The organism is Streptomyces sp. NPDC096310 (assembly GCF_044763125.1).
Lineage (GTDB): Bacteria > Actinomycetota > Actinomycetes > Streptomycetales > Streptomycetaceae > Streptomyces.
Window position 1 is genome coordinate 164,311 of sequence record NZ_JBIWFO010000008.1, and the last position, 23,595, is coordinate 187,905.

The 23,595-nt window shown below is 70.9% G+C and carries 16 protein-coding genes; 8 read left to right on the forward strand and 8 right to left on the reverse strand.

Annotated features, from left to right (window positions below; translation table 11 throughout):
* The first annotated feature begins 22 nt into the window (after window positions 1-22).
* Both ACIQ7D_RS18500 and ACIQ7D_RS18505 read left to right on the forward strand, forming a co-directional pair.
* On the forward strand, window positions 23-1,756 hold the full coding sequence (locus ACIQ7D_RS18500; protein ID WP_403938725.1) for an ABC transporter ATP-binding protein: 1,734 nt from the start codon (window positions 23-25) through the stop codon (window positions 1,754-1,756).
* Window positions 1,756-3,681: an ABC transporter ATP-binding protein gene (locus ACIQ7D_RS18505; RefSeq protein WP_403938727.1), complete on the forward strand. Its 1,926-nt coding sequence runs from the start codon at window positions 1,756-1,758 to the stop codon at window positions 3,679-3,681. The genes ACIQ7D_RS18500 and ACIQ7D_RS18505 overlap by 1 nt, the downstream gene beginning before the upstream one ends.
* Window positions 3,682-3,737: 56 nt before the next feature.
* Here ACIQ7D_RS18505 and ACIQ7D_RS18510 read toward each other — a convergent pair whose 3' ends face one another.
* The 5 genes from ACIQ7D_RS18510 to ACIQ7D_RS18530 form a co-directional block, all read right to left on the reverse strand.
* The gene (locus ACIQ7D_RS18510; RefSeq protein ID WP_403938729.1) at window positions 3,738-4,934 is read right to left on the reverse strand and encodes an RNA polymerase sigma factor; all 1,197 of its coding nucleotides are present in this window, start codon (window positions 4,932-4,934) and stop codon (window positions 3,738-3,740) included.
* A gap of 308 nt (window positions 4,935-5,242) precedes the next feature.
* Window positions 5,243-7,147: a DNA primase gene (gene dnaG / locus ACIQ7D_RS18515; protein WP_403938731.1), complete on the reverse strand. Its 1,905-nt coding sequence runs from the start codon at window positions 7,145-7,147 to the stop codon at window positions 5,243-5,245.
* Between the two features lie 77 nt (window positions 7,148-7,224).
* A complete protein-coding gene (locus tag ACIQ7D_RS18520) occupies window positions 7,225-8,499 on the reverse strand; it encodes an NAD(P)/FAD-dependent oxidoreductase (protein ID WP_403938733.1) in 1,275 nt (424 codons plus the stop codon).
* 215 nt (window positions 8,500-8,714) lie between these two features.
* On the reverse strand, window positions 8,715-10,142 hold the full coding sequence (locus tag ACIQ7D_RS18525) for a deoxyguanosinetriphosphate triphosphohydrolase (RefSeq protein WP_403938736.1): 1,428 nt from the start codon (window positions 10,140-10,142) through the stop codon (window positions 8,715-8,717).
* 25 nt (window positions 10,143-10,167) lie between these two features.
* Window positions 10,168-11,133 (reverse strand): sirohydrochlorin chelatase, encoded by a 966-nt coding sequence (locus tag ACIQ7D_RS18530; RefSeq protein ID WP_403938738.1) that lies wholly within the window; start codon window positions 11,131-11,133, stop codon window positions 10,168-10,170.
* 245 nt (window positions 11,134-11,378) lie between these two features.
* On the opposite strand from ACIQ7D_RS18530, the gene ACIQ7D_RS18535 reads away from it, so the two are divergent.
* From ACIQ7D_RS18535 to ACIQ7D_RS18545, 3 genes are all read left to right on the forward strand, one after another.
* Window positions 11,379-12,047: a vancomycin high temperature exclusion protein gene (locus tag ACIQ7D_RS18535; protein ID WP_403938859.1), complete on the forward strand. Its 669-nt coding sequence runs from the start codon at window positions 11,379-11,381 to the stop codon at window positions 12,045-12,047.
* 270 nt (window positions 12,048-12,317) lie between these two features.
* Window positions 12,318-13,427, forward strand: coding sequence for a GMC family oxidoreductase (locus tag ACIQ7D_RS18540; protein ID WP_403938860.1), 1,110 nt, complete (start codon window positions 12,318-12,320; stop codon window positions 13,425-13,427).
* The gene (locus ACIQ7D_RS18545) at window positions 13,364-13,801 is read left to right on the forward strand and encodes a GMC oxidoreductase (protein WP_403938740.1); all 438 of its coding nucleotides are present in this window, start codon (window positions 13,364-13,366) and stop codon (window positions 13,799-13,801) included. Before ACIQ7D_RS18540 ends, ACIQ7D_RS18545 begins: the two co-directional genes overlap by 64 nt.
* A 186-nt stretch (window positions 13,802-13,987) precedes the next feature.
* Here the strand turns inward: ACIQ7D_RS18545 and ACIQ7D_RS18550 are convergent, their stop codons facing one another.
* Window positions 13,988-14,767 (reverse strand): sulfite exporter TauE/SafE family protein, encoded by a 780-nt coding sequence (locus ACIQ7D_RS18550; protein WP_403938742.1) that lies wholly within the window; start codon window positions 14,765-14,767, stop codon window positions 13,988-13,990.
* Between the two features lie 265 nt (window positions 14,768-15,032).
* Here ACIQ7D_RS18550 and nirB point away from each other — a divergent pair, with 265 nt between their 5' ends.
* From nirB to ACIQ7D_RS18565, 3 genes are all read left to right on the forward strand, one after another.
* Window positions 15,033-17,582 (forward strand): nitrite reductase large subunit NirB, encoded by a 2,550-nt coding sequence (gene nirB / locus ACIQ7D_RS18555; protein WP_403938745.1) that lies wholly within the window; start codon window positions 15,033-15,035, stop codon window positions 17,580-17,582.
* A complete protein-coding gene (gene nirD / locus ACIQ7D_RS18560) occupies window positions 17,579-17,956 on the forward strand; it encodes a nitrite reductase small subunit NirD (protein WP_403938747.1) in 378 nt (125 codons plus the stop codon). The genes nirB and nirD overlap by 4 nt, the downstream gene beginning before the upstream one ends.
* 253 nt (window positions 17,957-18,209) lie before the next feature.
* The gene (locus tag ACIQ7D_RS18565; protein ID WP_403938749.1) at window positions 18,210-19,367 is read left to right on the forward strand and encodes an alkaline phosphatase PhoX; all 1,158 of its coding nucleotides are present in this window, start codon (window positions 18,210-18,212) and stop codon (window positions 19,365-19,367) included.
* Here the strand turns inward: ACIQ7D_RS18565 and ACIQ7D_RS18570 are convergent.
* Together ACIQ7D_RS18570 and ppdK are read right to left on the reverse strand one after the other, a co-directional pair.
* Window positions 19,337-20,359: an ArsR/SmtB family transcription factor gene (locus ACIQ7D_RS18570; RefSeq protein ID WP_403938751.1), complete on the reverse strand. Its 1,023-nt coding sequence runs from the start codon at window positions 20,357-20,359 to the stop codon at window positions 19,337-19,339. The two genes, ACIQ7D_RS18565 and ACIQ7D_RS18570, sit on opposite strands and share 31 nt — an antisense overlap.
* 500 nt (window positions 20,360-20,859) lie before the next feature.
* Window positions 20,860-23,589 carry a pyruvate, phosphate dikinase gene (ppdK, locus tag ACIQ7D_RS18575; RefSeq protein ID WP_403938862.1) on the reverse strand — a complete coding sequence of 910 codons (2,730 nt, stop codon included), beginning with the start codon at window positions 23,587-23,589 and terminating at the stop codon, window positions 20,860-20,862.
* Window positions 23,590-23,595 lie beyond the last annotated feature (6 nt).

Consider the following 23,595-nt stretch of genomic DNA (forward strand, 5'->3'; position numbering starts at 1 on the left):
AGCCGAGCCCGAGAGACTGCGTGTGCTGCTACAACTCCTGCGAGCCCATCTCGCCCCGTACAAGAAACCGATAGTCCTGCTGGTGGCGTTCCAGCTTCTGCAGACGATCGCCACCCTCTACCTGCCGACCCTCAACGCCGACATCATCGACAACGGTGTGGTGAAGGGGGATTCCGGCTACATCATGCGGTTCGGCGGCATCATGATCGCCGTCAGTGTCGTCCAGGTGCTCTGCAACATCGGCGCCGTGTACTACGGCGCGCGGACCGCCTCCGCCCTCGGCCGGGATGTGCGGGCCGCCGTCTTCGGGCAGGTGCAGAGCTTCTCCGCCCGTGAGGTGGCGCGCTTCGGGGCCCCCTCGCTGATCACCCGTACCACCAACGACGTCCAGCAGGTGCAGACGCTGGTCCTGATGTCGTTCACGCTGATGGTGTCCGCGCCGATCATGTGTGTGGGCGGCATCGTCATGGCGCTCGGCCAGGACGTGCCGCTCTCGGCGGTGCTGCTCGCGGTGGTGCCGGTCCTCGGGATCTCGGTGAGCCTGATCGTCAAGAGGATGCGGCCGCTGTTCCGCACGATGCAGTCGCGGCTGGACACGGTCAACCGGGTGCTGGGTGAGCAGATCACCGGCAACCGCGTGATCAGGGCGTTCGTCCGGGACGAGTACGAGAAGGGGCGCTTCAAGGGCGCCAATACGGAGCTGACCGATGTCGCGCTGTCGACCGGCCGGCTGATGGCGCTGATGTTCCCGACCGTGATGACGGTCGTGAACCTGTCGTCGATCGCCGTCGTCTGGTTCGGCGCGCAGCGGATCGACAGCGGCGGGATGCAGATCGGGGCGCTGACCGCGTTCCTCGCGTATCTGATGCAGATCGTGATGGCCGTGATGATGGCCACCTTCATGTTCATGATGGTGCCGCGCGCCGAGGTGTGCGCCGAGCGCATCGAGGAGGTGCTGGGTACCAGGTCGAGCGTCGCACCGCCCGAGAACCCGGTGCGGGAGCTGCGCCGGCATGGACACCTGGAGATACGGAACGCCGAGTTCCGATTCCCGGGTGCCGAGGAGCCCGTCCTGCGGGAGGTCTCGCTGACCGCGCGGCCCGGCGAGACGACGGCGGTCATCGGGTCGACGGGCAGCGGGAAGTCGACGCTGCTGGGGCTCGTCCCCCGGCTGTTCGACGCGACGGGCGGGGAGGTGCTGGTCGACGGTACGGACGTACGCGGGCTCGACCCCGCCCTGCTGGCCAGGACGGTGAGCCTGGTGCCGCAGAAGCCGTATCTGTTCTCCGGGACGGTCGCGACGAACCTGCGGTACGGCAACCCGGACGCGACCGACGAGGAGCTGTGGAACGCGCTGGAGGTGGCGCAGGCCAGGGAGTTCGTGGCGTCGCTGGAGGGCGGGCTGAACGCGCCGATCGCGCAGGGCGGCACCAATGTCTCCGGCGGGCAGCGGCAGCGGCTGTCCATCGCGCGGACGCTGGTGCGGCGGCCGGAGATCTATCTCTTCGACGACTCGTTCTCGGCGCTGGACTACGCGACGGACGCGGCGCTGCGGGCGGCGCTGGCCCGGGAGACCGCGGAGGCGACCGTACTGATCGTCGCCCAGCGGGTCTCCACCATCCGGGACGCCGACCGGATCGTGGTCCTGGACGAGGGCCGGGTCGTCGGTGAGGGCCGGCACCACGAGCTGATGGCGGGCAATGAGACATACCGGGAGATCGTGCTCTCCCAACTGACCGAGGCGGAGGCTGCCTGATGAGCGGTCCTGGCGGACGCATGACGATGGCCGCGTCGACGCAGCGGTCCATGGACTTCAAGGGGTCGAGCAGGCGGCTGCTGCGGCGGCTGTCGGCGGAGAAGGTCACGCTGTGGTGGATGGTCGCGGCGGGCGTGCTCAGCGTCGGGCTCTCGGTGTGGGGTCCGAAGATCCTCGGAGAGGCCACCAACCTGATCTTCGCGGGGGTGATCGGCCGGCAGTCCCCGGCGGGTGTCACCAAGGAGCAGACCATCGACGGGCTGCGGGCCAAGGGGGACGACGGGCTCGCGGATCTGCTCTCCGGGGTGGACTTCACCCCCGGGCACGGCATCGACTTCGGCGCGGTGGGCACCGTCCTGCTGATGACGCTGGTCGTGTACATCGGCGCCGGGCTGCTGATGCTCGTGTCGAGCCGGCTCTCGATCCGGGTCATCAACAACACGGTGTACCGGATGCGCGAGGACATCCAGGCGAAGCTGTCGCGGCTGCCGCTGTCCTACTTCGACCAGCAGCCGCGCGGCGAGGTCCTCAGCCGGGCGACGAACGACGTGGACAACATCTCGCAGACTCTCCAGCAGACGATGGGCCAGCTCGTCAACTCGCTGCTGACGATCGTCGGCGTGCTGGTGATGATGTTCTGGATCTCGCCGCTGCTGGCGCTGGTCGCGCTGGTGACGGTGCCGCTGTCGGTGTTCGTGGCGGCGAAGGTCGGCAAGAGGTCGCAGCCCCAGTTCGTCGAGCAGTGGAAGGTCACCGGCTCGCTCAACGCCCATGTGGAGGAGATGTACACCGGGCACTCCCTGGTGAAGGTCTTCGGGCGGCAGGACGAGTCGGCCGAGACGTTCCGCGAGCAGAACGACAGGCTGTACGAGGCCGGGTTCAAGGCACAGTTCAACAGCGGGATCATGCAGCCGCTGATGTTCTTCATCTCCAACCTCAACTATGTGCTGGTCGCGGTGGTCGGCGGGCTGCGGGTCGCCTCCGGCACACTGTCGATCGGTGACGTCCAGGCTTTCATCCAGTACTCCCGGCAGTTCTCGACGCCCCTGACCCAGGTCGCCTCGATGGCCAACCTCGTCCAGTCCGGGGTCGCCTCCGCCGAGCGGATCTTCGAACTGCTGGACGCGGAGGAGCAGGAGGCCGACGCCCCGGCGGTGGAGCGGTTGCGCGAGGCGCGGGGGCAGGTCGTCCTGGAGAGCGTGGCATTCCGGTACGACGCCGACAAGCCGCTGATCGAGGACCTGTCGCTGGCCGTGGAGCCGGGACAGACCGTGGCGATCGTGGGCCCGACGGGGGCCGGCAAGACGACACTGGTGAACCTGCTGATGCGGTTCTACGAGGTGACGGGCGGCCGGATCCTGCTGGACGGCGTGGATGTGACGCGGATGTCGCGGGAGGAGCTGCGGTCCGGGATAGGCATGGTCCTTCAGGACACCTGGCTGTTCGGCGGGACGATAGCGGAGAACATCGCGTACGGGGCCTCGCGTGACGTGTCGCGGGAGGAGATAGAGGAGGCGGCGCGGGCGGCGCACGCCGACCGGTTCGTACGGACCCTGGCGGACGGCTACGACACCGTCATCGACGACGAGGGTTCTGGCGTCAGCGCCGGTGAGAAGCAGCTCATCACCATCGCCCGCGCCTTCCTGTCGGACCCGGTGATCCTGGTCCTGGACGAGGCGACCAGCTCGGTCGACACCCGTACCGAGGTGCTGATCCAGAAGGCCATGGCGCGTCTGGCCCACGGCCGGACGAGCTTTGTGATCGCGCACCGGCTGTCGACCATCCGGGACGCGGACGTCATCCTCGTCATGGAGCACGGCTCCATCGTCGAACAGGGCACGCACGAAGAGCTCCTGGCCGCGGACGGCGCCTATGCCCGTCTGTACCAGGCGCAGTTCGCGCAGGCGGTGGTCGAGGTCGACTGAGGCCGGTGGTGGGGGCGCCGGGAGGCGCGGGGGCTGATCCGCGGCGGCCGTGCGGATCAGTCCAGGTAGCCGCGGAGCTGGTCGGCGTAGGCGTGGTCGCGCAGTTTGCTGAGGGTCTTCGACTCGATCTGGCGGATGCGTTCGCGGGTCACGCCGAAGATCCTGCCGATCTCCTCCAGGGTGCGCGGCCGGCCGTCGTCCAGGCCGTAGCGCAACTGCACGACCTTGCGTTCGCGCTCGCCGAGTGTGGAGAGCACGGCCTCCAGATGCTCGCGGAGCAGCAGGAAGGCCGCCGTCTCGACGGGGGACGCGGCGTCGCCGTCCTCGATCAGGTCCCCGAGCGCGACGTCGTCCTCCTCCCCCACCGGGGCGTGCAGGGAGACGGGCTCCTGGGCGAGCCTCAGCACCTCCCTGACACGGTCGGCGGTCAGTTCGAGCTGGGCGGCGACCTCCTCGGGGGCCGGTTCGTGGCCGCGCTCCTGGAGCATCCGGCGCTGGACCCGTACGACGCGGTTGATCAGCTCGACCACATGGACCGGCACCCGGATCGTGCGGGCCTGGTCGGCGAGGGCCCGGGACATCGCCTGGCGGATCCACCAGGTCGCGTACGTGGAGAACTTGTAGCCGCGCGCGTAGTCGAACTTCTCGACGGCCCTGATCAGTCCCAGGTTTCCCTCCTGGACCAGGTCGAGCATGGTCAGTCCGCGTCCGACGTAGCGTTTGGCGACGGAGACGACGAGGCGCAGATTGGCCTCGATGAGGCGGCGCTTGGCCATCCGGCCGAGGACGACCAGCCGGTCGAGGTCCAGGGCGAGATCCGAGTCGAGTTCCGTGTCGAGGTCGCTGGCGGCGCTCAGCTTCTCCTCGGCGAAAAGACCGGCCTCGACGCGGCGGGCCAGCTCGACCTCGTCGGCGGCGGTGAGCAGCGGGATACGGCCGATCTCCCGCAGGTACTGCCGGAAGAGATCGGACGAGGGCCCGCCGGTGTCGGCGCGGCTGCCCCGCCGTGCCGCGGGTTCGGGCGCGAGGGGCACCTCCTCCACGGGATGTTCGGTGAGGGGCCCGCGGGATCCATGGGGCTCGGGGGGATCCTCGGAGTTCCCGGGGACGGCCGTCGCCGGGAGAGCCTGCTCCGGGAGGGCCGTCTCAGGGTGGTGGGCGGCGCGGCTCTGCGGCGGTACGGCACCGACGCGTCCGGCGGTGGACACGTCCGGCGCCTCCGCCGGTGTCTCGATCAGGGTCCGGGTCTGCACGGGGGGCGACCTCCAGGGTGATCGCTGCCGGTTCGGGGGCGTACGGCAGCGGGGCGGGGGCGGCCGGGCCGCCTTCCGTCCCGTACACGATGAACGGATCCGCGGGAGAGTGGGGATGTCCATGCCGATGGACGGGCCGCGCTCCGAGGACTCAGGCACCGGACCCCAGTGTGGGGTACGGGATATCGCCGCCACGAGGGGCGTGCGGCGATTTTCTGAGTCCGGTCCGTAACCGGCCCGTTACAGCCGTACGGCCGGGGCGGCACCGCGCCGTCCCCCGCCGGCCCCGGCGGGGTGCGGCGCCGGCGTCAGAGGGCTTCCGCTCCGCGGGCGCGCAGCGCCTGACCGTACTGCTGGAGCACCCACAGCTCCTTCTGGACGGCCTCGTACCGCTCCGGGTCGCCCTGGCTGCCCAGTCGGGTCAGCGTGCCCGTGACGTCCTGGACACGGCGGTCCACGGCGCGGAGTCTGACATGGACGAGTTGCTGTCCCGCGTACACCTCGTCGATGGTCTTGCCCCGGAAGACCTCCACCGCCAGCTCCGTGACCATGGCGCGCACCATGTCGTCCGGCGCGGCCTCACGGACCCGGGCCAGATATTCGGTGACGGACCGGAGGCCCGACTCGGCGCCGCCCGCGTCCTCGATCGCGCGGCGTACGGCGGCGTACGGCGGGGCGGTGAACTCGTCCTCCCCATAGGCGTCGAAGGCCGGGGAGACCAGCTCGGGCCGCTGGAGTGCGAGCTTGAGCAGTTCGCGCTCGGTGCGGTGGGCCGGGCTGCGGAGGGTGAGCGCGGGGCCGGAGGGGGCCTGTCTCGCCTCGGTCCCGTACGGCTGCCGCCCGCGCGGCTCGGGGCCGGCCGACGGGCCCCGGCCGCCGCGGTCGCGTGCCCAGCGGGCCACCTGCGCGACCCGCTTGACGACGAACTGGGTGTCGAGGATGCCGAGGATGCCGGCGAGCTGGACGGCGACCTCGTGCTGCGAGGAGCCGTTCTTGATACGGGCCACGATCGGCGCGGCCTCGTCCAGCGCGGCGGCGCGGCCCGCCGGGGTCTCCAGGTCGTACCGGGAGACGATCTGGCGGATCGCGAACTCGAAGAGCGGGGTGCGCGGTTCGGCCAGGTCCTGGACGGCGGCGTCGCCCTTGGCGAGCCGCAGGTCGCAGGGGTCCATGCCGTCGGGGGCGATGGCGATATAGGTCTCGGCGGCGAACTTCTGGTCGTCCTCGAAGGCGCGCAGCGCGGCCTTCTGGCCGGCCGCGTCCCCGTCGAAGGTGAAGATCACCCGGGCGCTGCCGTTGTCCATCAGGAGCCGTCGGAGGATCTTGATGTGGTCGCCGCCGAAGGCTGTGCCGCAGGTGGCGATGGCGGTGGTGACGCCGGCGAGATGGCAGGCCATCACGTCCGTGTACCCCTCGACGACGACGGCGCGGCTGGACTTGGCGATGTCCTTCTTCGCCAGGTCGACGCCGTACAGCACCTGGGACTTCTTGTAGATGGCCGTCTCGGGGGTGTTCAGGTACTTCGGCCCGTTGTCGTCCTCGCGGAGCTTACGCGCGCCGAAGCCGACGACCTCGCCGGAGATGTCGCGGATCGGCCACATCAGCCGGCCGCGGAAGCGGTCGATGGGGCCGCGGCGGCCGTCCTGGGAGAGCCCGGAGAGCATCAGCTCCTTGTCGGTGAAGCCCTTGCCGCGCAGGAAGCGGGTGAGGTGGTCCCAGCCGACCGGGCTGTACCCGACGCCGAAGTGTTCGGCCGCCGCCTGGTCGAAACCGCGCTCGGCGAGGAAGGTGCGCCCGATGGCGGCCTCGTCCCCGGAGAGCTGGTCGGCGTAGAAGCGCGCGGCGATCTTGTGGGCCTCGACCAGCCGCGTACGCTCGCCGCGCTGGCTCGACGGGTTGTACCCGCCTTCCTCGTACCGCAGCGTGACGCCCGCCTGGGCGGCGAGCCGTTCGACCGTCTCGGAGAAGGAGAGATGGTCGATCTTCATCACGAAGGCGATGGTGTCCCCGCCCTCCTGGCAGCCGAAGCAGTGGAAGAGACCCTTGCTCGGACTGACCTGGAAGGAGGGGGACTTCTCGTCGTGGAAGGGGCAGAGCCCCTTCAGATTGCCGCCGCCCGCGCTGCGCAGCTGGAGGTACTCGGACACGACGGCGTCGATCGGGACCGCGTCCCGGACCGCCTTCACGTCGTCATCGTTGATCCTGCCTGCCACGCGTGAATTCTACGGGGACCCACCGACAGCCCCGGACACCCGTCGGTCTCTTCCCACCGGATGTCGGGTATCGGGTGTCAGGTGCCCAGGGAGGCGAGCGGCACGCCCGGGTCGGCGAGGGCGTCCAGGTCCTGGCGGGCGTCGGAGCGGATCAGGCGCTGGATGTCCTCGGTGACGTCCCAGACGTTGACGTTCATCCCGGCGAGCACCTTGCGGTCCTTCAGCCAGAACGCGACGAACTCCCGCTTTCCGGCGTCGCCGCGTACCACCACCTGGTCGTACGAGCCGGGCGGCGCCCAGCCGGAGTACTCCAGGCCGAGGTCGTACTGGTCGGAGAAGAAGTACGGCACGCGGTCGTACCTGACCTCCTGGCCGAGCATCGCGCGCGCGGCGGCCGGGCCTCCGTTGAGCGCGTTCGCCCAGTGCTCGACGCGTACCCTCTCGCCGGGCGCGGACCCCCGTCCTGGCAGCGGGATCGAGGCCACGTCCCCGGCCGCGAAGATGTCGGGGTCGGAGCTGCGCAGGGCCGTGTCCACGGCGATGCCGCCGCCCGTGGCCCGGCCCGCGAGCGTGAGCCCGGCGGCCTCGGCGAGTGCGGTGCGGGGGGCCGCGCCGATCGCGGCGAGCACATCGTGCGCCGGGTGCTCCTCGCCGTCGTCCGTACGGGCCGCCAGGACCATGCCGTCCTGGCCGACGATCTCGGTGAGCCGGGCGCCGAAGTGGAACCGTACGCCGTGCTCCTGGTGCAGATCGGTGAAGAGCTGGCCCAGTTCGGGGCCGATGACCCGGTGGAGCGGGGTCGCCTCCGGTTCGACGACGGTGACCTCGGCCCCGTAGACGCGGGCCGCCGCGGCGACCTCGAGACCGATCCAGCCCGCGCCCGCGATCACGAGATGGCCGTTGTCCCGGCCGAGGGCCGTCAGGACCTGGCGCAGCCGGTCCGCGTGGGCGAGCCGGCGCAGATGGTGGACGCCCGCCAGATCCGTACCGGGGATGTCCAGCCTGCGCGGCTCGGCGCCGGTGGCCAGAAGCAGCTTGTCGTACCGCAGGGAGGTTCCGTCGCCGAGATGTACGCACCTGGTGTCGCGGTCCACGGCGGTGACGCTCTGACCGAGGTGCAGTTCCACCTGCGCCTGCGCGTACCAGGCGGGCTCATGGACGAAGACGCTGTCGCGCTCTTCCTTGCCGGCCAGATACCCCTTGGAGAGGGGCGGGCGTTCATAGGGGTGGTCGCGCTCGTCACCGATGAGGATCACCCGGCCGGTGAATCCCTCTTTACGGAGGGTTTCCGCGGCCTTCGCCCCGGCCAGCCCTCCGCCGACGATGACAAATGTCCGATGTGCGTCGACCACTTGATGCCTCCTCTTCGCGCTGCCGCCATCTGTGAGCGTCCCGCACGGAGCGTGATGGCGAAAGAGGGAGCGCTCCACGGGCCTGAGTCTCGGCCGGATCCGACCGGATCGGTGTGATCCGGTTCCTGACGTGATCCGGTTACTTCATACCCGCCTTTCGTACACGTCCACGTCGGCAGACGGGCGCCATGAGGGGCGCGGGTCGCTCATTCGTCTCAGGAGGGGCGGGTCAGTTCGGCATGGAGGGAGCGGGCCGCCGCATCGGTGAGCGAGGCGATCTGGTCGACGATGACGCGTTGACGCGCCCGGTCGTCACCGGCGGTGGCGAACAGCGCGCGGAACTGCGGGTCGAGCCCGCGCGGGGCGTGGGCCGTCAGCGCCTGGGCCAGTTCGGCCAGGACGACGCGCTGGTCGGCGCGGAGCAGCTCCTGTTCGGCGCGCTGCATGACGTAGCGGTCGGCGACGGCCTTGAGGACGGCGCACTCGTGGCGGGCGGCGCGCGGGACGACGAGTTCGGCGGCGTACCGGGTGAGCGGGCCCGGACCGTACGCCTGCCGGGTGGCGCCCTCGGCGGCCTCGCAGAAGCGCCCGATGAGCTGGCTGGTGGCGTCCTTCAGACGGGACTGGGCGAGCGCGGAGCCGTCGTGGCCGTGCGGCCACCACTCCTGCGCCATGAGCCGGTCGAGGGCGGCGGCCAGCTCGCCCGGGTCGGTGTCCGCCGGTACGTAGCGGCCGATCGCGACCGCCCAGATGCCGCTGCGCTCGGCCGCGGAGGCGAGTGCGGCCGGGTCGACATGGCCGGCCTGAAGGGCGTCCTCGAAGTCGTGGACCGAGTAGGCCACGTCGTCGGACCAGTCCATGACCTGTGCCTCGAAGCAGATCCGGTCGGCCGGGGCGCCCGCGCGGGCCCAGCGGAAGACCGGCAGATCGTCCTCGTACACCCCGAACTTCGCCGAGCCGGGCTGGGTGGGGTGCGCGCCGCGCGGCCAGGGGTACTTGGTGGCGGCGTCGAGGGCGGCGCGGGTGAGGTTGAGGCCGACGCTGACGAGTTCGCCGCTCTGCGGGGACCGGACGAAACGCTTCGGCTCGATCCGGGTCAGCAGTCTGAGCGACTGGGCGTTGCCCTCGAAGCCGCCGCAGTCGGCGGCGACGTCGTTGAGGGCCTGCTCACCGTTGTGGCCGAACGGCGGGTGGCCCATGTCATGGGCGAGACACGCGGTCTCGACGAGATCGGGATCGCAGCCGAGCGCGGCGCCCAGCTCGCGGCCCACCTGGGCGCACTCCAGGGAGTGGGTGAGACGGGTCCGGGGGCTGGCGTCCCACTCCTGGCTGCGCGAGCCGGGGGTGACCACCTGGGTCTTTCCGGCGAGCCTGCGCAGGGCGGCGGAGTGCAGCACGCGCGCTCGGTCGCGCTGGAAGGCGGTGCGGCCGGGGCGTTTGTCGGGCTCGGCGTCCCAGCGTTCGGTGGCCCGGTCGTCGTAGGCGCCCGCCGGGGCGGAGGGGGGCGGTGGGGTGATTCCGGGGGTGTTCGTGCCCGCGCCGGCGTTCGTGCTGGTGCCCGTTGACGCACCCGTGCCCCTACTCGTGCCCGCGCCGGTGTTCGTGCCTGTTCCCGCGCCTGTCCCCGCACCTGTTCCTGCCATGCACCGACCGTAACCGGCCCGCGCGCTACGCGGGGGCGAGGAGGCGGTGACCCGTCGTGCCGTGCGCCGTCGCCAGCGCCTCGTCGTAGCGGTGCAGCAGCAGCCTGGCCATCGCGGGGTGCGCGCCGAGCGGGGCGGCGGCGATCCAGGGCGCGTCGGCGGCGCTGCGGGTGGCGAAATATCCGGGCGCGGTGAAGTACGAGGCGATCGCGGTCCGGTGGCGGCCCCGGGCGGCGAGGGCGCGCAGCGCCTCGGGAACCGTGGGCGAGGCGGCGGAGGCGTACGCGGGAAGGACCGGGACGCCGCCGAGACGTTCGCTGAGGAGAGCGGCCGTACGGCGGGTGTCGACGGCGGACTCCGGGTCGCGGGAACCGGCGGCGGCCAGGACGACGCCGGCGGCGCGGTCGTGCGCGCCGGGGCGGCCGGGGCCGGGGCCGGTGGGCCAGCCCGCTTCGAGGAGCCGGTCGTACAACGTCTCGACCAGCAGCGGATGCGGGCCGAGCGAAGCCGCCACGCGGCACTCCAGCCGGGGCGCCGCGGCGGCGGCGAACGCCGGCAGGTCGCGCTTGATGTGGACGCCCCGGCCGAGCAGCAGCGGTACGAGGACGGCCCGGCCGGTGGCGAGGGAGGCGAGGGTGTCGGAGAGAAGCGGTTCCTCGATCTCGATGTGGCCGAGGCGTACGTCCACGCCGGGGCGCAGTTCACGTACCCGGTCCAGCAGCGTCGTGACGGTGCGCAGGGCGCGCGGGTCGCGGCTGCCGTGGGCCACGACGACGAGGGTGGGATGGTCCATGCTCCTGCGGGCTCCGTTCGGTGCGACGTGGCTGAGCTGGTGACCGAGCTGGGCGGTGATCCGGCCGAAGAGCCGCGCCGCACTGTCGGGCAGGGGCACGGCCGTCGCGAGGCCGGCCGGGCTGCCGGGGTTCGACAGTGCCGGTGACGGTGGCGGTGGCGGTGGCGGTGGCATGCGGTCGTGCGCAGTCTCCGTCATGAGCCGATACTGCCGGGCCGGGATTGCCGGGCCGTTGCGTGGCGGTGACGGAGCTTTTCCACCGCCTCACAGACACCGCGGGGGCGTTGTCAGACCCGTCACCTAGTGTGATCCCCGTTCGGAAACCAGAGGTCGGGGAGGGAACCATGCCGCTGCCAGGACCGGCGAAGGTGCTGAAGTCGCTCAAGGCGGTGGGAGCGCTGCTGGGCGAGCCACGTCTGCGGCGGCGCGCCGTGCAGACCGCCATGCTGGCCTGCGTGTTCGCGCTGGCGCCCGCGAGCTGGATGCACGCGGTCGCGGACAGCCGGGTCCGTACGGTCGCGGACGCCCCGGCCAGGGACGTCGCCGTGGTCTTCGGCGCCGGACTGCGGGAGGGCAGGCCGACGCCGTATCTCGCCCACCGGCTCGACGCGGCCGCCGAGTTGTACCGTACGGGCAGGGTGAAGGTCGTGCTGGTCACCGGGGACAACAGCCGGGTGGAGTACGACGAGCCCGACGCCATGCGCGCCTATCTCGTGGAGCACGGCGTGCCCGACCGGCGGATCGTCAGCGACTACGCGGGGTTCGACACCTGGGACTCCTGCGTACGGGCCAGGAAGATCTTCGGGGTCGAGCGGGCCCTGCTGGTCACACAGGGCTTCCATGTCCGGCGCGCGGTGGCGCTCTGCGGGTCGGCGGGGATCGACGCGTACGGCGTCGGGGTCACGGAGCCACGCGACGTGACCTGGTACTACGGCGCCGTACGGGAGATCTTCGCCTCCGGGAAGGCGGCGGCCGACGCCGTCACGGACCGGCCGCCCATGTTCCTCGGGCCGGCCGAACCGGGGGTGGCGGAGGCGCTGGCCCTCGCGCGGGGCCGAACGGTCGCCACGGAGACGCACATGGTGGGAACAGGCCCTGAGCTTGTTGCTTGACGTCCGTCTCTGGAAATTCAGCGGGTGATGCGTGGGGGACGTCAGCGCATCATGCGCGGGGCAACCAGTCGGGACACAGCGCCGTCAAGGGAGGCGTGCTGCTGAAAACGACCCCGGGAGAAGTCCAACTGCGGTACAGGGAAGGCGAGTTACGGTCCACCCAGCGCGCGTCTGGTGATGGTAAAGGGCACCTGGTGGCACTGAGCAAGGAGGTTCGCTATGGAGAAATACAGCTACATAGTGGTCGGAGCGGGCACGGCCGGGTCCGCCATGGCGGCCAGATTGAGCGAAGATCCCTCGGTGAGCGTCCTGCTCCTGGAGGCAGGGTCAAGTGACCGGCCGGGCGACGAAAAGGGCGTTGTCGATCTGTGGGGAAGCCGCTTCGACTGGGCCTTTACCAGCGTGCCGCAGGAAAATCTGAATGATGTGACGGTGCCCGTTCCACTCGGGCGGGCGCTGGGCGGTTCCAGTTCCATAAATGGCTTGTACCATATACGTGGCCACCGCTCAGGTTACGATGCCTGGGGGGAATCCGGGGCTCACGGGTGGGATTTCGAGGCTCGGCTGGCCTCCTTTCGCCGGAGCGAACAGACCACGGGAATGGATACCCAGTGGCGCGGAACCGATGGCCCCATGGTGATCGAACCTCCGACCCCACTTTCTCGCGACGCCTTTTACGGCGCGGTCCTGACCGCGGCGGAAGAGGCCGGGCACAAGAGTCTCGTTGACGGGAACGGTGCCGAATCTGAGGGAGTGGCACCGACAGAGATCAACCTGGTGCAGGGGAAACGCCAGAGTGCGGCGGACGCATACGTGCGGCCTGTCCAGCAACGCCCCGACCTGACCGTGACAACGGACGCCACGGTCCATCGGCTGCTGATGGAAGACCGCCGTTGCCTCGGTGTCGAGTACGTTGTCGACGGCCGAAGCGTCCGGGCGGGAGCCGACCGCGAAGTCGTTCTGTGCGCCGGGGCGGTCGGGTCACCTCACATCCTGCAGCTGTCGGGGATCGGTCCGGCTGCTCATCTCCGCGGAGCAGGGGTCCAGGTCGTTCACGATCTGCCGGGCGTCGGAGGTAATCTCCAGGACACACCTATGCGCATGTCGGGTTCGCCACGTCGGCCCCTGTCCCGGCCGCCAGTCCGTACACGCCGCACCTTCTCACCCGCAGTTCGGCGACCGCCGAGCCTGATCTCCAACTCGTCGCCGTGCCGCTGCTTCTACCGGTCAGGGACGCTGCCGCGAAACTCGAACCCTGGGGCAGTGAATCGTGGGCCCCCTCCGGTGCACACGGCTACTCCATCGCCTTCTCGTACATGCGACCCGAGAGCCGGGGTTCGGTGCGGCCGGCCGGCCCGGACCCGGCCACGGCTCCGCTGATCGACCTGGGGCTCTACACCGAATCTCGCGATCTGGAACGCATGGTCGTCGGCCTCCGCGCCGCTCTGGCTATTGGCCGCGCCGATTCCCTGGCCTCATTGCGCCAGGGCGAGGAAGCCTTCGGCCACCCGCTGGAAACCGTGAGCGACATGCGGGATTACGTCAAACTCGCAACGGTCAGTTACTTCCACTTGGCCGGCACGTGTGCGATGGGAACGGGGTCGCAGGCTGTGGTCGATTCGGACCTGAAGGTGCACGGTGTTCAGGGAATCAGGGTGGTGGACGCGTCGGTAATGCCGTCACTCCCTACAGCGAATACCAACGCCACTGTCCTGGCTGTCGCCGAACGGGCTGCTGAGCTCATTCGGTCCTGATGCCGTCGCCGGACGGGTCCGGTGCGATCGCTGTCATGCTCCGGTGATCTCCTCCGTGAGCCACGCCAGATACTCCCGCGCTCCCGCGCACCACCGGCGTGGCGATGATCTCGGGGGTGCCGTAGTCGTGGGCCGCTTTCAGATGCGCCACACCTCCGGCTCCGCCCGCCGCACCGGTCACGCCCGTCACGCCGTCCACTGGTCGAACGCGAGCTTCGCGACCAGCGAGAACACCACCACCAGCAGCACCCCCCGGACGAACTCGCTGCCCTTGCGGAGCGCCATGCGCGCGCCGAACATCCCGCCCGCCAGGTTGAAGACCGCCATCAGTCCGGCGAGCTGCCACAGCACCGTGCCCTGGTAGGTGAACATCGCGAGCGCCCCGGCGTTCGTGCAGACGTTCACGATCTTCGCGGTGGCGGACGCCGTCACCAGATCCAGGTGGAGCACGGCGGTGAGCCCCAGCACGAGAAACGTTCCCGTACCCGGTCCGAAGAGCCCGTCGTAGAAGCCGATTCCGCCGCCCACCAGCACGATCGCCAGGACCGTACGCCCGCGCCCCACCGGGCCGCCCGCCTGCTCCCGGCCGAACGACGGCCGCAGCATCACGAAGGCGGCCACCCCCAGCAGCACCACCATGATCACCGGCCGCAGCGTCTCGCTGCTGATCCCGGCCGCGAAGAACGCGCCGGTCATCGACCCGGTGAGCGCCATGAGCCCGATCCGTACAGCCGTCCTCACGTCCACCGGCGCCCGGCGCGCGTACGTGACCGCCGCGCCCGTGGTGCCGACGATCGCCACGGCCTTGTTGGTGCCGAGGATGTGCGCGGCGGAGATCTGCGGGAGGCCGAGCAGCAGCGCGGGCAGGAGCAGCAGCCCTCCCCCGCCGACCACGGCGTCGATCCAGCCCGCGGCGGCAGCGGCGAGGCAGAGCAGGACCAGCACGGTCAGCGATATGTCGGGCATGGCCGCGACCTTATGGAGGGGATACGTGGCCTGTCCAACGACATCGTCGGCCGCCCCTTCCGACGGCCGCGCGCTGCGTCCCGCCCGCCGCGCGCCGCCCCGGACCGGCTCCTCACACCGTGCGACCCGCCCGGGGCCGCCTCCCTCACACCCGCACGCCCGGCGCGCTGAGCGCAGCGTTCCGTACGGGAAACGGGGGCGATGCGGCCGGGTAACAGCCACCGCGCAGGCTTCCAGCTACGACCTACCGATGGAGGCCCCCGAGATGTCCACCCCCACGATCGTGGTCGTCGGCCACGGAATGGTCGGCCAGCGGTTCCTGGAGGCCCTGGCCGAGCGCGGCGTGACCGAGCGGGCCCGGGTCGTGGTGCTCTGCGAGGAGCCGCGCCCCGCCTACGACCGGGTGCGGCTCAGCTCGTACTTCGACGGCCGTACGCCCGATGATCTCACCCTCGGCGAACCGGACTTCATGGCGCGCCACTCCATCGAGCTGTACGTGGGCGACCCGGCCGAGGCCGTGGACCGCGCCGCCCGCACGGTCACCTCGCGGGCCGGGCGGGTCTTCGCCTACGACACGCTCGTGCTGGCCACGGGCTCGTACCCGTTCGTACCGCCGGTGCCGGGCAAGGACGCGACCGGCTGTTTCGTCTACCGCACGATCGAGGACCTGCTCGCGATCGAGGAGTACGCGATGACGGCCCGCACCGGCGCGGTCGTCGGCGGCGGGCTGCTCGGTCTGGAGGCGGCGGGCGCGCTGAAGGGTCTCGGACTCGCCACGCATGTCGTGGAGTTCGCGCCCCGGCTGATGCCCGTACAGGTCGACGACGGCGGTGGCGCGGCGCTACTGCGCACGATCGAGTCGATGGGGCTGACCGTCCACACGGGCGTGGGGACGCAGGAGGTGACGACGGACGCCGACGGGACCGTCACCGGTATGGCGCTGTCGGACGGGTCCGTGCTCGACACCGATCTCGTCGTCTTCTCGGCGGGCGTGCGCCCGCGCGACCAGCTCGCCCGAGACGCCGGGCTGACGGTCGGCGAGCGCGGCGGGGTCGCGGTCGACGCCCAGTGCCGGACGTCCGACCCCGCCGTCTTCGCCATCGGCGAGTGCGCGCTGGCGTCGGACGGCCGGGTGTACGGGCTGGTGGCGCCCGGGTACGAGATGGCGACGACGGTCGCGGACGTCTTGGCGGCGGACGGGGGCCGGCCGGTCGGGGACGGCTTCACCGGCGCCGACATGTCGACCAAGCTGAAGCTGCTGGGCGTGGACGTGGCGTCGTTCGGTGACGCGCACGGTGCCGCACCCGGCTCGCTGGACGTCGTCTACTCCGACCCGCAGGCCGGTATCTACAAGAAGCTGGTGGTGGACGGGGAGGGCACGCTGCTCGGCGGGGTGCTCGTCGGGGAGGCCGACGCGTACGGCATGCTGCGCCCGCTCACCGGGAGCGTACCGCCGGTCCCCGCCGCCCAGTTGGTGGTACCGACCGGGCTCGGCGCGCCGCCGGCGATGGGCCCGGAGGCGCTGCCGGACGAAGCCGTGATCTGTAGCTGCCACAACGTCACCAAGGGCGCCATCTGCGCCTGCTCGTCGCTGCCCGAGGTGAAGAAGTGCACCAAGGCCGGTACGGGGTGCGGCAGTTGCGTCAAGGTGATCGGCCAGTTGCTGGCCGCGAACGGCAACGGCCCCGCCGACCAGGGGCTGTGCGGCTGCTTCCCGTACACCCGGAGCGAGTTGTACGAGATCGTCCGCACCCTGGGCGTCACCTCGTACGCCGGGCTGCTCGACTCGCACGGCCGTGAGGGCGCGCGCGGCGGGGACGGCTGCGAGATCTGCAAGCCGACCGTCGGCTCGATCATCGCCTCGCTCGCCCCGGCGCTGGGGGTGAGCGGCTATGTGCTGGACGGCGAGCAGGCCGCGCTCCAGGACACCAACGACCACTTCCTCGCCAACATCCAGCGCAACGGGTCGTATTCGATCGTGCCCCGGATCCCCGGCGGGGAGGTCACCCCGGAGAAGCTGATCGTGATCGGGGAGGTGGCCCGGGACTTCGGCCTCTACACGAAGATCACGGGCGGCCAGCGGATCGACCTGTTCGGCGCCCGCGTGGACCAGCTGCCACTGATCTGGACCCGGCTGGTGGACGCGGGCTTCGAGTCGGGGCACGCGTACGGGAAGTCGCTGCGGACGGTCAAGTCCTGTGTGGGGCAGACCTGGTGCCGCTACGGCGTGCAGGACTCGGTGAAGATGGCGATCGATCTGGAGCTGCGCTACCGGGGGCTGCGCTCGCCGCACAAGCTGAAGTCGGCGGTGTCGGGGTGCGCGCGCGAGTGCGCGGAGGCGCGCGGCAAGGACTTCGGGATCATCGCCACGGCCAACGGCTGGAATCTGTACGTCGGCGGCAACGGCGGCGCCGACCCGCGCCACGCGGATCTGCTGGCGCAGGACCTCGACGACGACGGGCTGGTGCGGCTGATCGACCGGTTCCTGATGTTCTACATCCGCACCGCCGACCGGCTGGAGCGCACCTCCGCGTGGCTGGAGCGGATCGAGGGCGGGCTCGACCATGTGCGCGACGTGGTGGTCCATGACTCGCTCGGGCTCTGCGCGGAGCTGGAGTCGCTGATGGCGGCGCATGTCGCCGGGTACCGCGACGAGTGGGCGGAGACCATCAACGACCCGGAGCGGCTGCGGCGGTTCGTCTCGTTCGTCAACGCGCCCGACGCGCCGGACCCGTCGGTGAAGTTCGTACCGGAACGCGATCAGGTCAAGCCGGACCTGGTCTTCCTCACCCTGGAAGGGGCGACCGCCCGATGACCGCATCAGACACGCTGGAAGTGCTGCTCAGGGACCGTTCGTGGTTCCCCGTGTGCGGGGTGTCCACGCTCACCCCGGGGCGCGGGGTGGCCGCGCTGCTCCCGGACGGCCGGCAGGTGGCGCTGTTCCTGGACCGGACGGGGCGGCCGTACGCGATCTCCAACCGGGATCCGTTCTCCGGGGCGTATGTCCTCTCCCGGGGCCTGACCGGTACGCACGAGGGGCAGTTCTTCGTGGCGTCCCCGCTGCTCAAGCAGCGTTTCGAGCTGGCGACCGGCCGCTGCCTGGACGACGAGGAAGTCGCCGTCCAGGCGTACGAGGTACGTGTACGGGCGGGGGTTCGGGACGAGGAGCTGGTGCCCGCTACGACATAGCGCAGGCGGTGCCGTTGAGCGCGAAGCCGCTCGGGGCGTTGAGCGTGAAGGCGCTCGGGGCGGGCGTTGCCGCCGCTCAGGCGCCGCTGAAGCCGCAGGACGCCGAACCGCCCGCGGCGAACCCCGAGGCGGACGGCAAAGTCCGCGATGTGTTCAGCCATCGGCCACCCACAGCCGCTACGCTCCTGCGCCGTGCGACCCCGTGGCACCGGCCGGTACCACGGGGCGGTCACCACACCCTCTGGAGCGACCCGTGGAACGTCGCAACTTCCTGCGCGGAGCGGTCATCGGCACCTCGGCCGCCGCTTTCGGCGGCACCCTCTGGCGCGGCGCGGCCCTCGCCGCCCCCGCCCAGCCCGGCACCGGCCCCTACGGGGCGCTCGGCGCGGCGAACGCCAACGGTGTCCGGCTCCCCACCGGATTCACCAGCAGGATCGTCGCCCGGTCGGGCCAGACGGTCACCGACACCTCGTACACCTGGCACAACGCGCCCGACGGCGGGGCCTGTTACCCGGACGGCACCGGCTGGATCTATGTCTCCAACTCGGAGATCAACCCGTCGGGCGGCGCGAGCGCGGTCCGCTTCTCCGCGGCGGGCGCGATCACCGGCGCGTACCGGATCCTCTCCGGCACCCGGCAGAACTGCGCCGGCGGCGCCACCCCGTGGCGGACCTGGCTCTCCTGCGAGGAGGTCGACCGCGGCTACGTGTACGAGACGGACCCGTGGGGCGTGAACGCGGCCGTACGGCGCGACGCGATGGGCCGCTTCAAGCACGAGGCCGCGGCGGCCGACCCCGTGCGCCGCACCATCTATCTCACCGAGGACACCACCGACGGCTGCTTCTACCGCTTCACGCCCACCACCTGGGGCGACCTGTCGGCGGGCCGGCTGGAGGTGCTCGTCGCCGGGACGGCCACGAGCGGCCCGGTCGGCTGGGCGACGGTCCCCGATCCGAGCGGCGCCTCGACGGCCACCCGTAACCAGGTCTCCGGCGCCAAGCGTTTCAACGGCGGCGAGGGGTGCTACTACGCGGACAACACCTGCTGGTTCACCACCAAGGGCGACAACCGCGTCTGGCAGTACAACGCGGCGGCGGGGACCATCGAGCTGGCGTACGACGATTCGCTGGTCTCCGGTACGGCGCCGCTGACCGGGGTGGACAACGTCACCGGCAGCGCCTCCGGCGACCTCTTCGTCGCGGAGGACGGCGGGAACATGGAGATCTGCCTGATCACCCCCGACGACGTGGTGACGCCGTTCCTGCGGATCGACGGCCAGTCCGGCTCGGAGATCACCGGACCGGCCTTCTCCCCCGACGGCACGCGCCTCTACTTCTCCAGCCAGCGCGGCACCAGCGGACTCTCCTCCGGCGGGATCACCTACGAGGTGACCGGGCCCTTCCGCGCGTAGAGCACGTCCGCCGTGGCACGGCCCCGCAGCAGGGCCGTGCCCAGCGGGGTCAGCGTGTGCAGCACGGCGTTGCCGTGGCGCAGGGTGACCACGAGGCCCGACTCGCGCAGCACACAGGCGTGCTGGCTGGCCGAGGCGAGCGAGACGCCGGTCCTGCGGGCGAGTTCGCTGGTGGTCGCGGGCTGTTCGATGGCGTGGAGGACCGCGGAGCGGGTGTGGCCCAGGAGCCGCCCGAGGGTGGGTCCGCCGCGCTCCGCGACGGCGGGCGCGTCGGAGTGGGTGACCGGGTAGACCAGCACGGGCGGCAGCGCCGGGTCCCTGGGGACCACCGCGGTGGAGCGGCAGAAGAAGGACGGCTGAAGCAGCAACCCGCGGCCGTCCAGGCACAGTTCACGCTGCACGGGATAGTCCGCCTCCAGTACGGGGCCGCTCCAGCGCAGCATCGGCGGGAGCGTGGCGAGCAGCCGGCCCGCGCCGCCGTCGAGCAGGGCCCGGCCGCGCAGCGCGCGGTCGCCGTCGACCCTCGCCCGGATCTGCGGCCAGTACGGCTCTACGGCGACGCGGTAGTACGTACGCACCACCTCCACGAGCCGGGCGAGACAGCCGGGGCCGCCGTCGGCGAGCAGGGCGAGCCGGCCGCCGGGGTCCTTGCGCGCCGGGCGGGCGCCGCCGGCGGAGAGCAGGGCCAGTTCGGCGCGGACCCGCTCCTGCGGGGTCGCGCGCAGCGCTTCGAGCCCCACCGCCATGCCGAGGCGGCCTTGCGCGGGGGTGAGGAAATCCGGGAAATAGCCGCGCTGCGGAACGAGCGCCGAGAGCAGACCTGTTTCACCTTTCAACCTGCTACGTGTTTCCCCGCGCCATTCGCCGAAGACAAGGGGTCCGCGCCGATCCCGTATTCGATGAAAACTGAGAATCGTCTCCCACAGCGGATCGGGCCCGGCAGCCATCCTGACCCCACCCAGGTCTTTGCCGGTGAAATGAATACGCAGCACTTCTCATCCCCACCTGTTGCGTCCACCATCGCGCCCCATCACTGAGTATGCACGCCATCACCTGCTGTTACCACGGTGTTTCAGCCACAGTTGAAACGGGTCGCGGGGCCCCCTCGCCCGCGAAAAGCTGTACCTCGTCGGGCATGAAACCTGAACGACCGAAAAGGCGCGACGAAGGCCGTGGGGGGCTTTGCGCGCTTGGCGGCGGTCGGTACGGGTTGCGGCTCCATGCCCGGCTCGCGTAATGGGCACGGCCGGTGGGTGGGGATCCTCCGGCCGTGCCCCTCTCCGCTGATTCTCATTCAACGCCGGGCCGTGTTCACCGGCCGTGCGGGGAACCGCTGTTGTATTCCCTGTGCGCGGACGCGACAGGGGCGGGCGCACCGCACAGCACGCCCGCCCCCTCTCCGCCCCGGGGCCGCCCCGCCGGCTCGGCGAGGGTGAGGGGTGAACCGCGGGAGCGGCCCCGGTGTCCGGTACGGGGCCACCGGCCCCTGTCCCTACCGCGAGTCGCTGCCGCCCGACTCCGCCGCCGCGCGCCCCGCCTCCAGCCGCGCCACCGGGATCCGGAACGGCGAGCAGGAGACGTAGTCGAGGCCGACCTCGTGGAAGAAGTGCACCGACTCCGGGTCGCCGCCGTGCTCCCCGCAGACGCCCAGCTTGAGGCCGGGGCGGGTGGCGCGGCCCGCCTCGACCGCGCTCCGTACCAGCGAGCCCACGCCGTCGCGGTCGATGGTCTCGAAGGGCGAGACCCCGAAGATGCCCTTCTCCAGGTACGCCGTGAAGAAGCTGGCCTCCACGTCGTCGCGGGAGAAGCCCCAGACGGTCTGCGTGAGGTCGTTCGTGCCGAACGAGAAGAACTCGGCGGCCTCCGCGATCTGCCCGGCGGTCAGCGCCGCGCGCGGCAGCTCGATCATCGTGCCGAGCGCCAGCTTGAGTTCGCAGCCACTGGCGCGCTCGACCTCGCAGATGACCCGCTCGGCCTCCTCGCGGACGATCTCCAGCTCCTGGACCGTGCCGACGAGCGGGATCATGATCTCGGCGCGCGGGTCGCCCTTGGCGTTCTTGCGTTCGGCGGTGGCCTCCGCGATCGCCCGTACCTGCATGGCGAAGAGCCCGGGAATGACCAGCCCGAGCCGTACCCCGCGCAGCCCGAGCATCGGGTTCTGCTCGTGGAGCTTGTGCACGGCCTGGAGGAGGCGCAGATCGTTCTCGTTGTGGTCCTTGCGGGCCTCGGCGAGGGCCACCCGTACCGACAGCTCGGTGATGTCGGGCAGGAACTCGTGGAGCGGCGGATCGAGGAGCCGGACCGTCACCGGCAGGCCGTCCATCGCCTCGAACAGCTCGATGAAGTCCTTCTTCTGGAGCGGCAGCAGGGCACCGAGTGCCGCCTCACGCTCGTCCTCGGTGTCGGCCAGGATCAACTTCTCGACCATCTCGCGCCGCTCGCCGAGGAACATGTGCTCCGTGCGGCAGAGTCCGATGCCCTGGGCGCCGAAGCGGCGGGCGCGCAGCGCGTCCTCGGCGTTGTCGGCGTTGGCGCGCACCCGCAGCCGGCGGCGGCGGTCCGCGTACGCCATGATCCGGTGGACGGCCTCGACCAGTTCGTCGGCGTCGTCGGCGCCCGCGTGCATCCGGCCCTCGAAGTACTCCACGACGGGCGACGGCACGACGGGGACCTCGCCGAGGTAGACCTTGCCGGTCGAGCCGTCGATGGAGACGACGTCGCCCTCCTCGATGACCGTGGAGCCCGCGGTCAGCCGGCGCGCCTTCGTGTCCACCTCCAGCTCCTCGGCGCCGCAGACGCAGGTCTTGCCCATGCCGCGGGCGACGACGGCGGCGTGCGAGGTCTTGCCGCCCCGCGAGGTGAGGATCCCCTCGGCGGCGATCATGCCTTCGAGGTCGTCGGGGTTGGTCTCGCGGCGGATGAGGATGACCTTCTCGCCGGAGCGCGACCACTTGATGGCGGTGTACGAGTCGAAGACCGCCTTGCCGACTGCGGCGCCCGGCGAGGCGGCGATGCCCCGGCCCAGCAGCTCGCGCTTGGCGTCCTCGTCGAAGCGGGGGAACATGAGCTGCGCGAGCTGGGCGCCTTTGACGCGCTGGAGCGCCTCGGCCTCGTCGATCAGCCCCTGGTCCACGAGTTGGGTGGCGATCCGGAAGGCGGCGCCGGCGGTGCGCTTGCCGACGCGGGTCTGGAGCATCCACAACTGGCCGCGCTCGATGGTGAACTCGATGTCGCACAGGTCCCGGTAGTGGGTCTCCAGGGTCTCCATGATGGCCAGGAGCCGGTCGTACGACGTCTTGTCGATGGTGGCGAGTTCGGCGAGGGGGACGGTGTTGCGGATGCCCGCGACGACGTCCTCGCCCTGCGCGTTCTGGAGGTAGTCGCCGTACACGCCCTGGCGGCCGGTGGCCGGGTCGCGGGTGAAGGCGACTCCGGTGCCCGACTCCTGGCCGAGGTTGCCGAAGACCATGGAGCAGATGGTGACGGCGGTGCCGAGGTCGCCGGGGATGCGCTCCTGGCGGCGGTAGAGCTTGGCGCGGTCGGTGTTCCAGGACTCGAAGACCGAGCGGATCGCGAGATCCATCTGCTCGCGCGGGTCCTGCGGGAAGTCGCGGCCCGCCTCGCGCGTGACGATCTTCTTGAAGTGCGTGACCAGCTTCTTCAGGTCGGCCACGGGCAGATCGACGTCGGTGGCGGCCCGCCGGGCCTGCTTGGCCTCGTCGAGCGCGTCCTCGAAGAGCGCGCCGTCGACACCGAGGACGGTCCTGCCGAACATCTGGATCAGCCTGCGGTACGAGTCCCAGGCGAAGCGCTCGTCGCCGGCCTGCGCGGCGAGGCCGGCGACCGAGGCGTCGGAGAGGCCGACGTTGAGGACGGTGTCCATCATGCCGGGCATGGAGAACTTGGCGCCGGAGCGCACCGAGACGAGCAGCGGGTCGTCGGCCTGGCCGAGCTTCTTGCCCATCCGGGCTTCGAGAGCGTCGAGATGGGCGCCGACCTCGTCGCGCAGGGCGGCCGGTTCCGTACCGCTGTCGAGGTAGATGTTGCAGGCTTCCGTGGTGATGGTGAAGCCGGGCGGGACGGGCAGCCCGAGGTTGGTCATCTCGGCGAGGTTGGCGCCCTTGCCGCCGAGGAGATGCTTCAGGTCTTTGTTGCCCTCGGTGAAGTCGTAGACGTACTTGGTCTGCTGCTCGGAGGTCTTCCCGGAGTTCCCCTGGGAGATGGCTAC

Coding starts and splice junctions, on each gene's coding strand:
- ACIQ7D_RS18505 (WP_403938727.1), top strand. CDS start 1,756: ATGAGCGGTCCTGGCGGACGCATGACGATGGCCGCGTCGACGCAGCGG.
- ACIQ7D_RS18525 (WP_403938736.1), bottom strand. CDS start 10,142: ATGGCAGGAACAGGTGCGGGGACAGGCGCGGGAACAGGCACGAACACC.
- ACIQ7D_RS18530 (WP_403938738.1), bottom strand. CDS start 11,133: ATGACGGAGACTGCGCACGACCGCATGCCACCGCCACCGCCACCGCCA.
- ACIQ7D_RS18535 (WP_403938859.1), top strand. CDS start 11,379: ATGCTGGCCTGCGTGTTCGCGCTGGCGCCCGCGAGCTGGATGCACGCG.
- ACIQ7D_RS18540 (WP_403938860.1), top strand. CDS start 12,318: ATGGCGGCCAGATTGAGCGAAGATCCCTCGGTGAGCGTCCTGCTCCTG.
- ACIQ7D_RS18545 (WP_403938740.1), top strand. CDS start 13,364: ATGCGACCCGAGAGCCGGGGTTCGGTGCGGCCGGCCGGCCCGGACCCG.
- ACIQ7D_RS18550 (WP_403938742.1), bottom strand. CDS start 14,767: ATGCCCGACATATCGCTGACCGTGCTGGTCCTGCTCTGCCTCGCCGCT.
- nirB (WP_403938745.1), top strand. CDS start 15,033: ATGTCCACCCCCACGATCGTGGTCGTCGGCCACGGAATGGTCGGCCAG.
- nirD (WP_403938747.1), top strand. CDS start 17,579: ATGACCGCATCAGACACGCTGGAAGTGCTGCTCAGGGACCGTTCGTGG.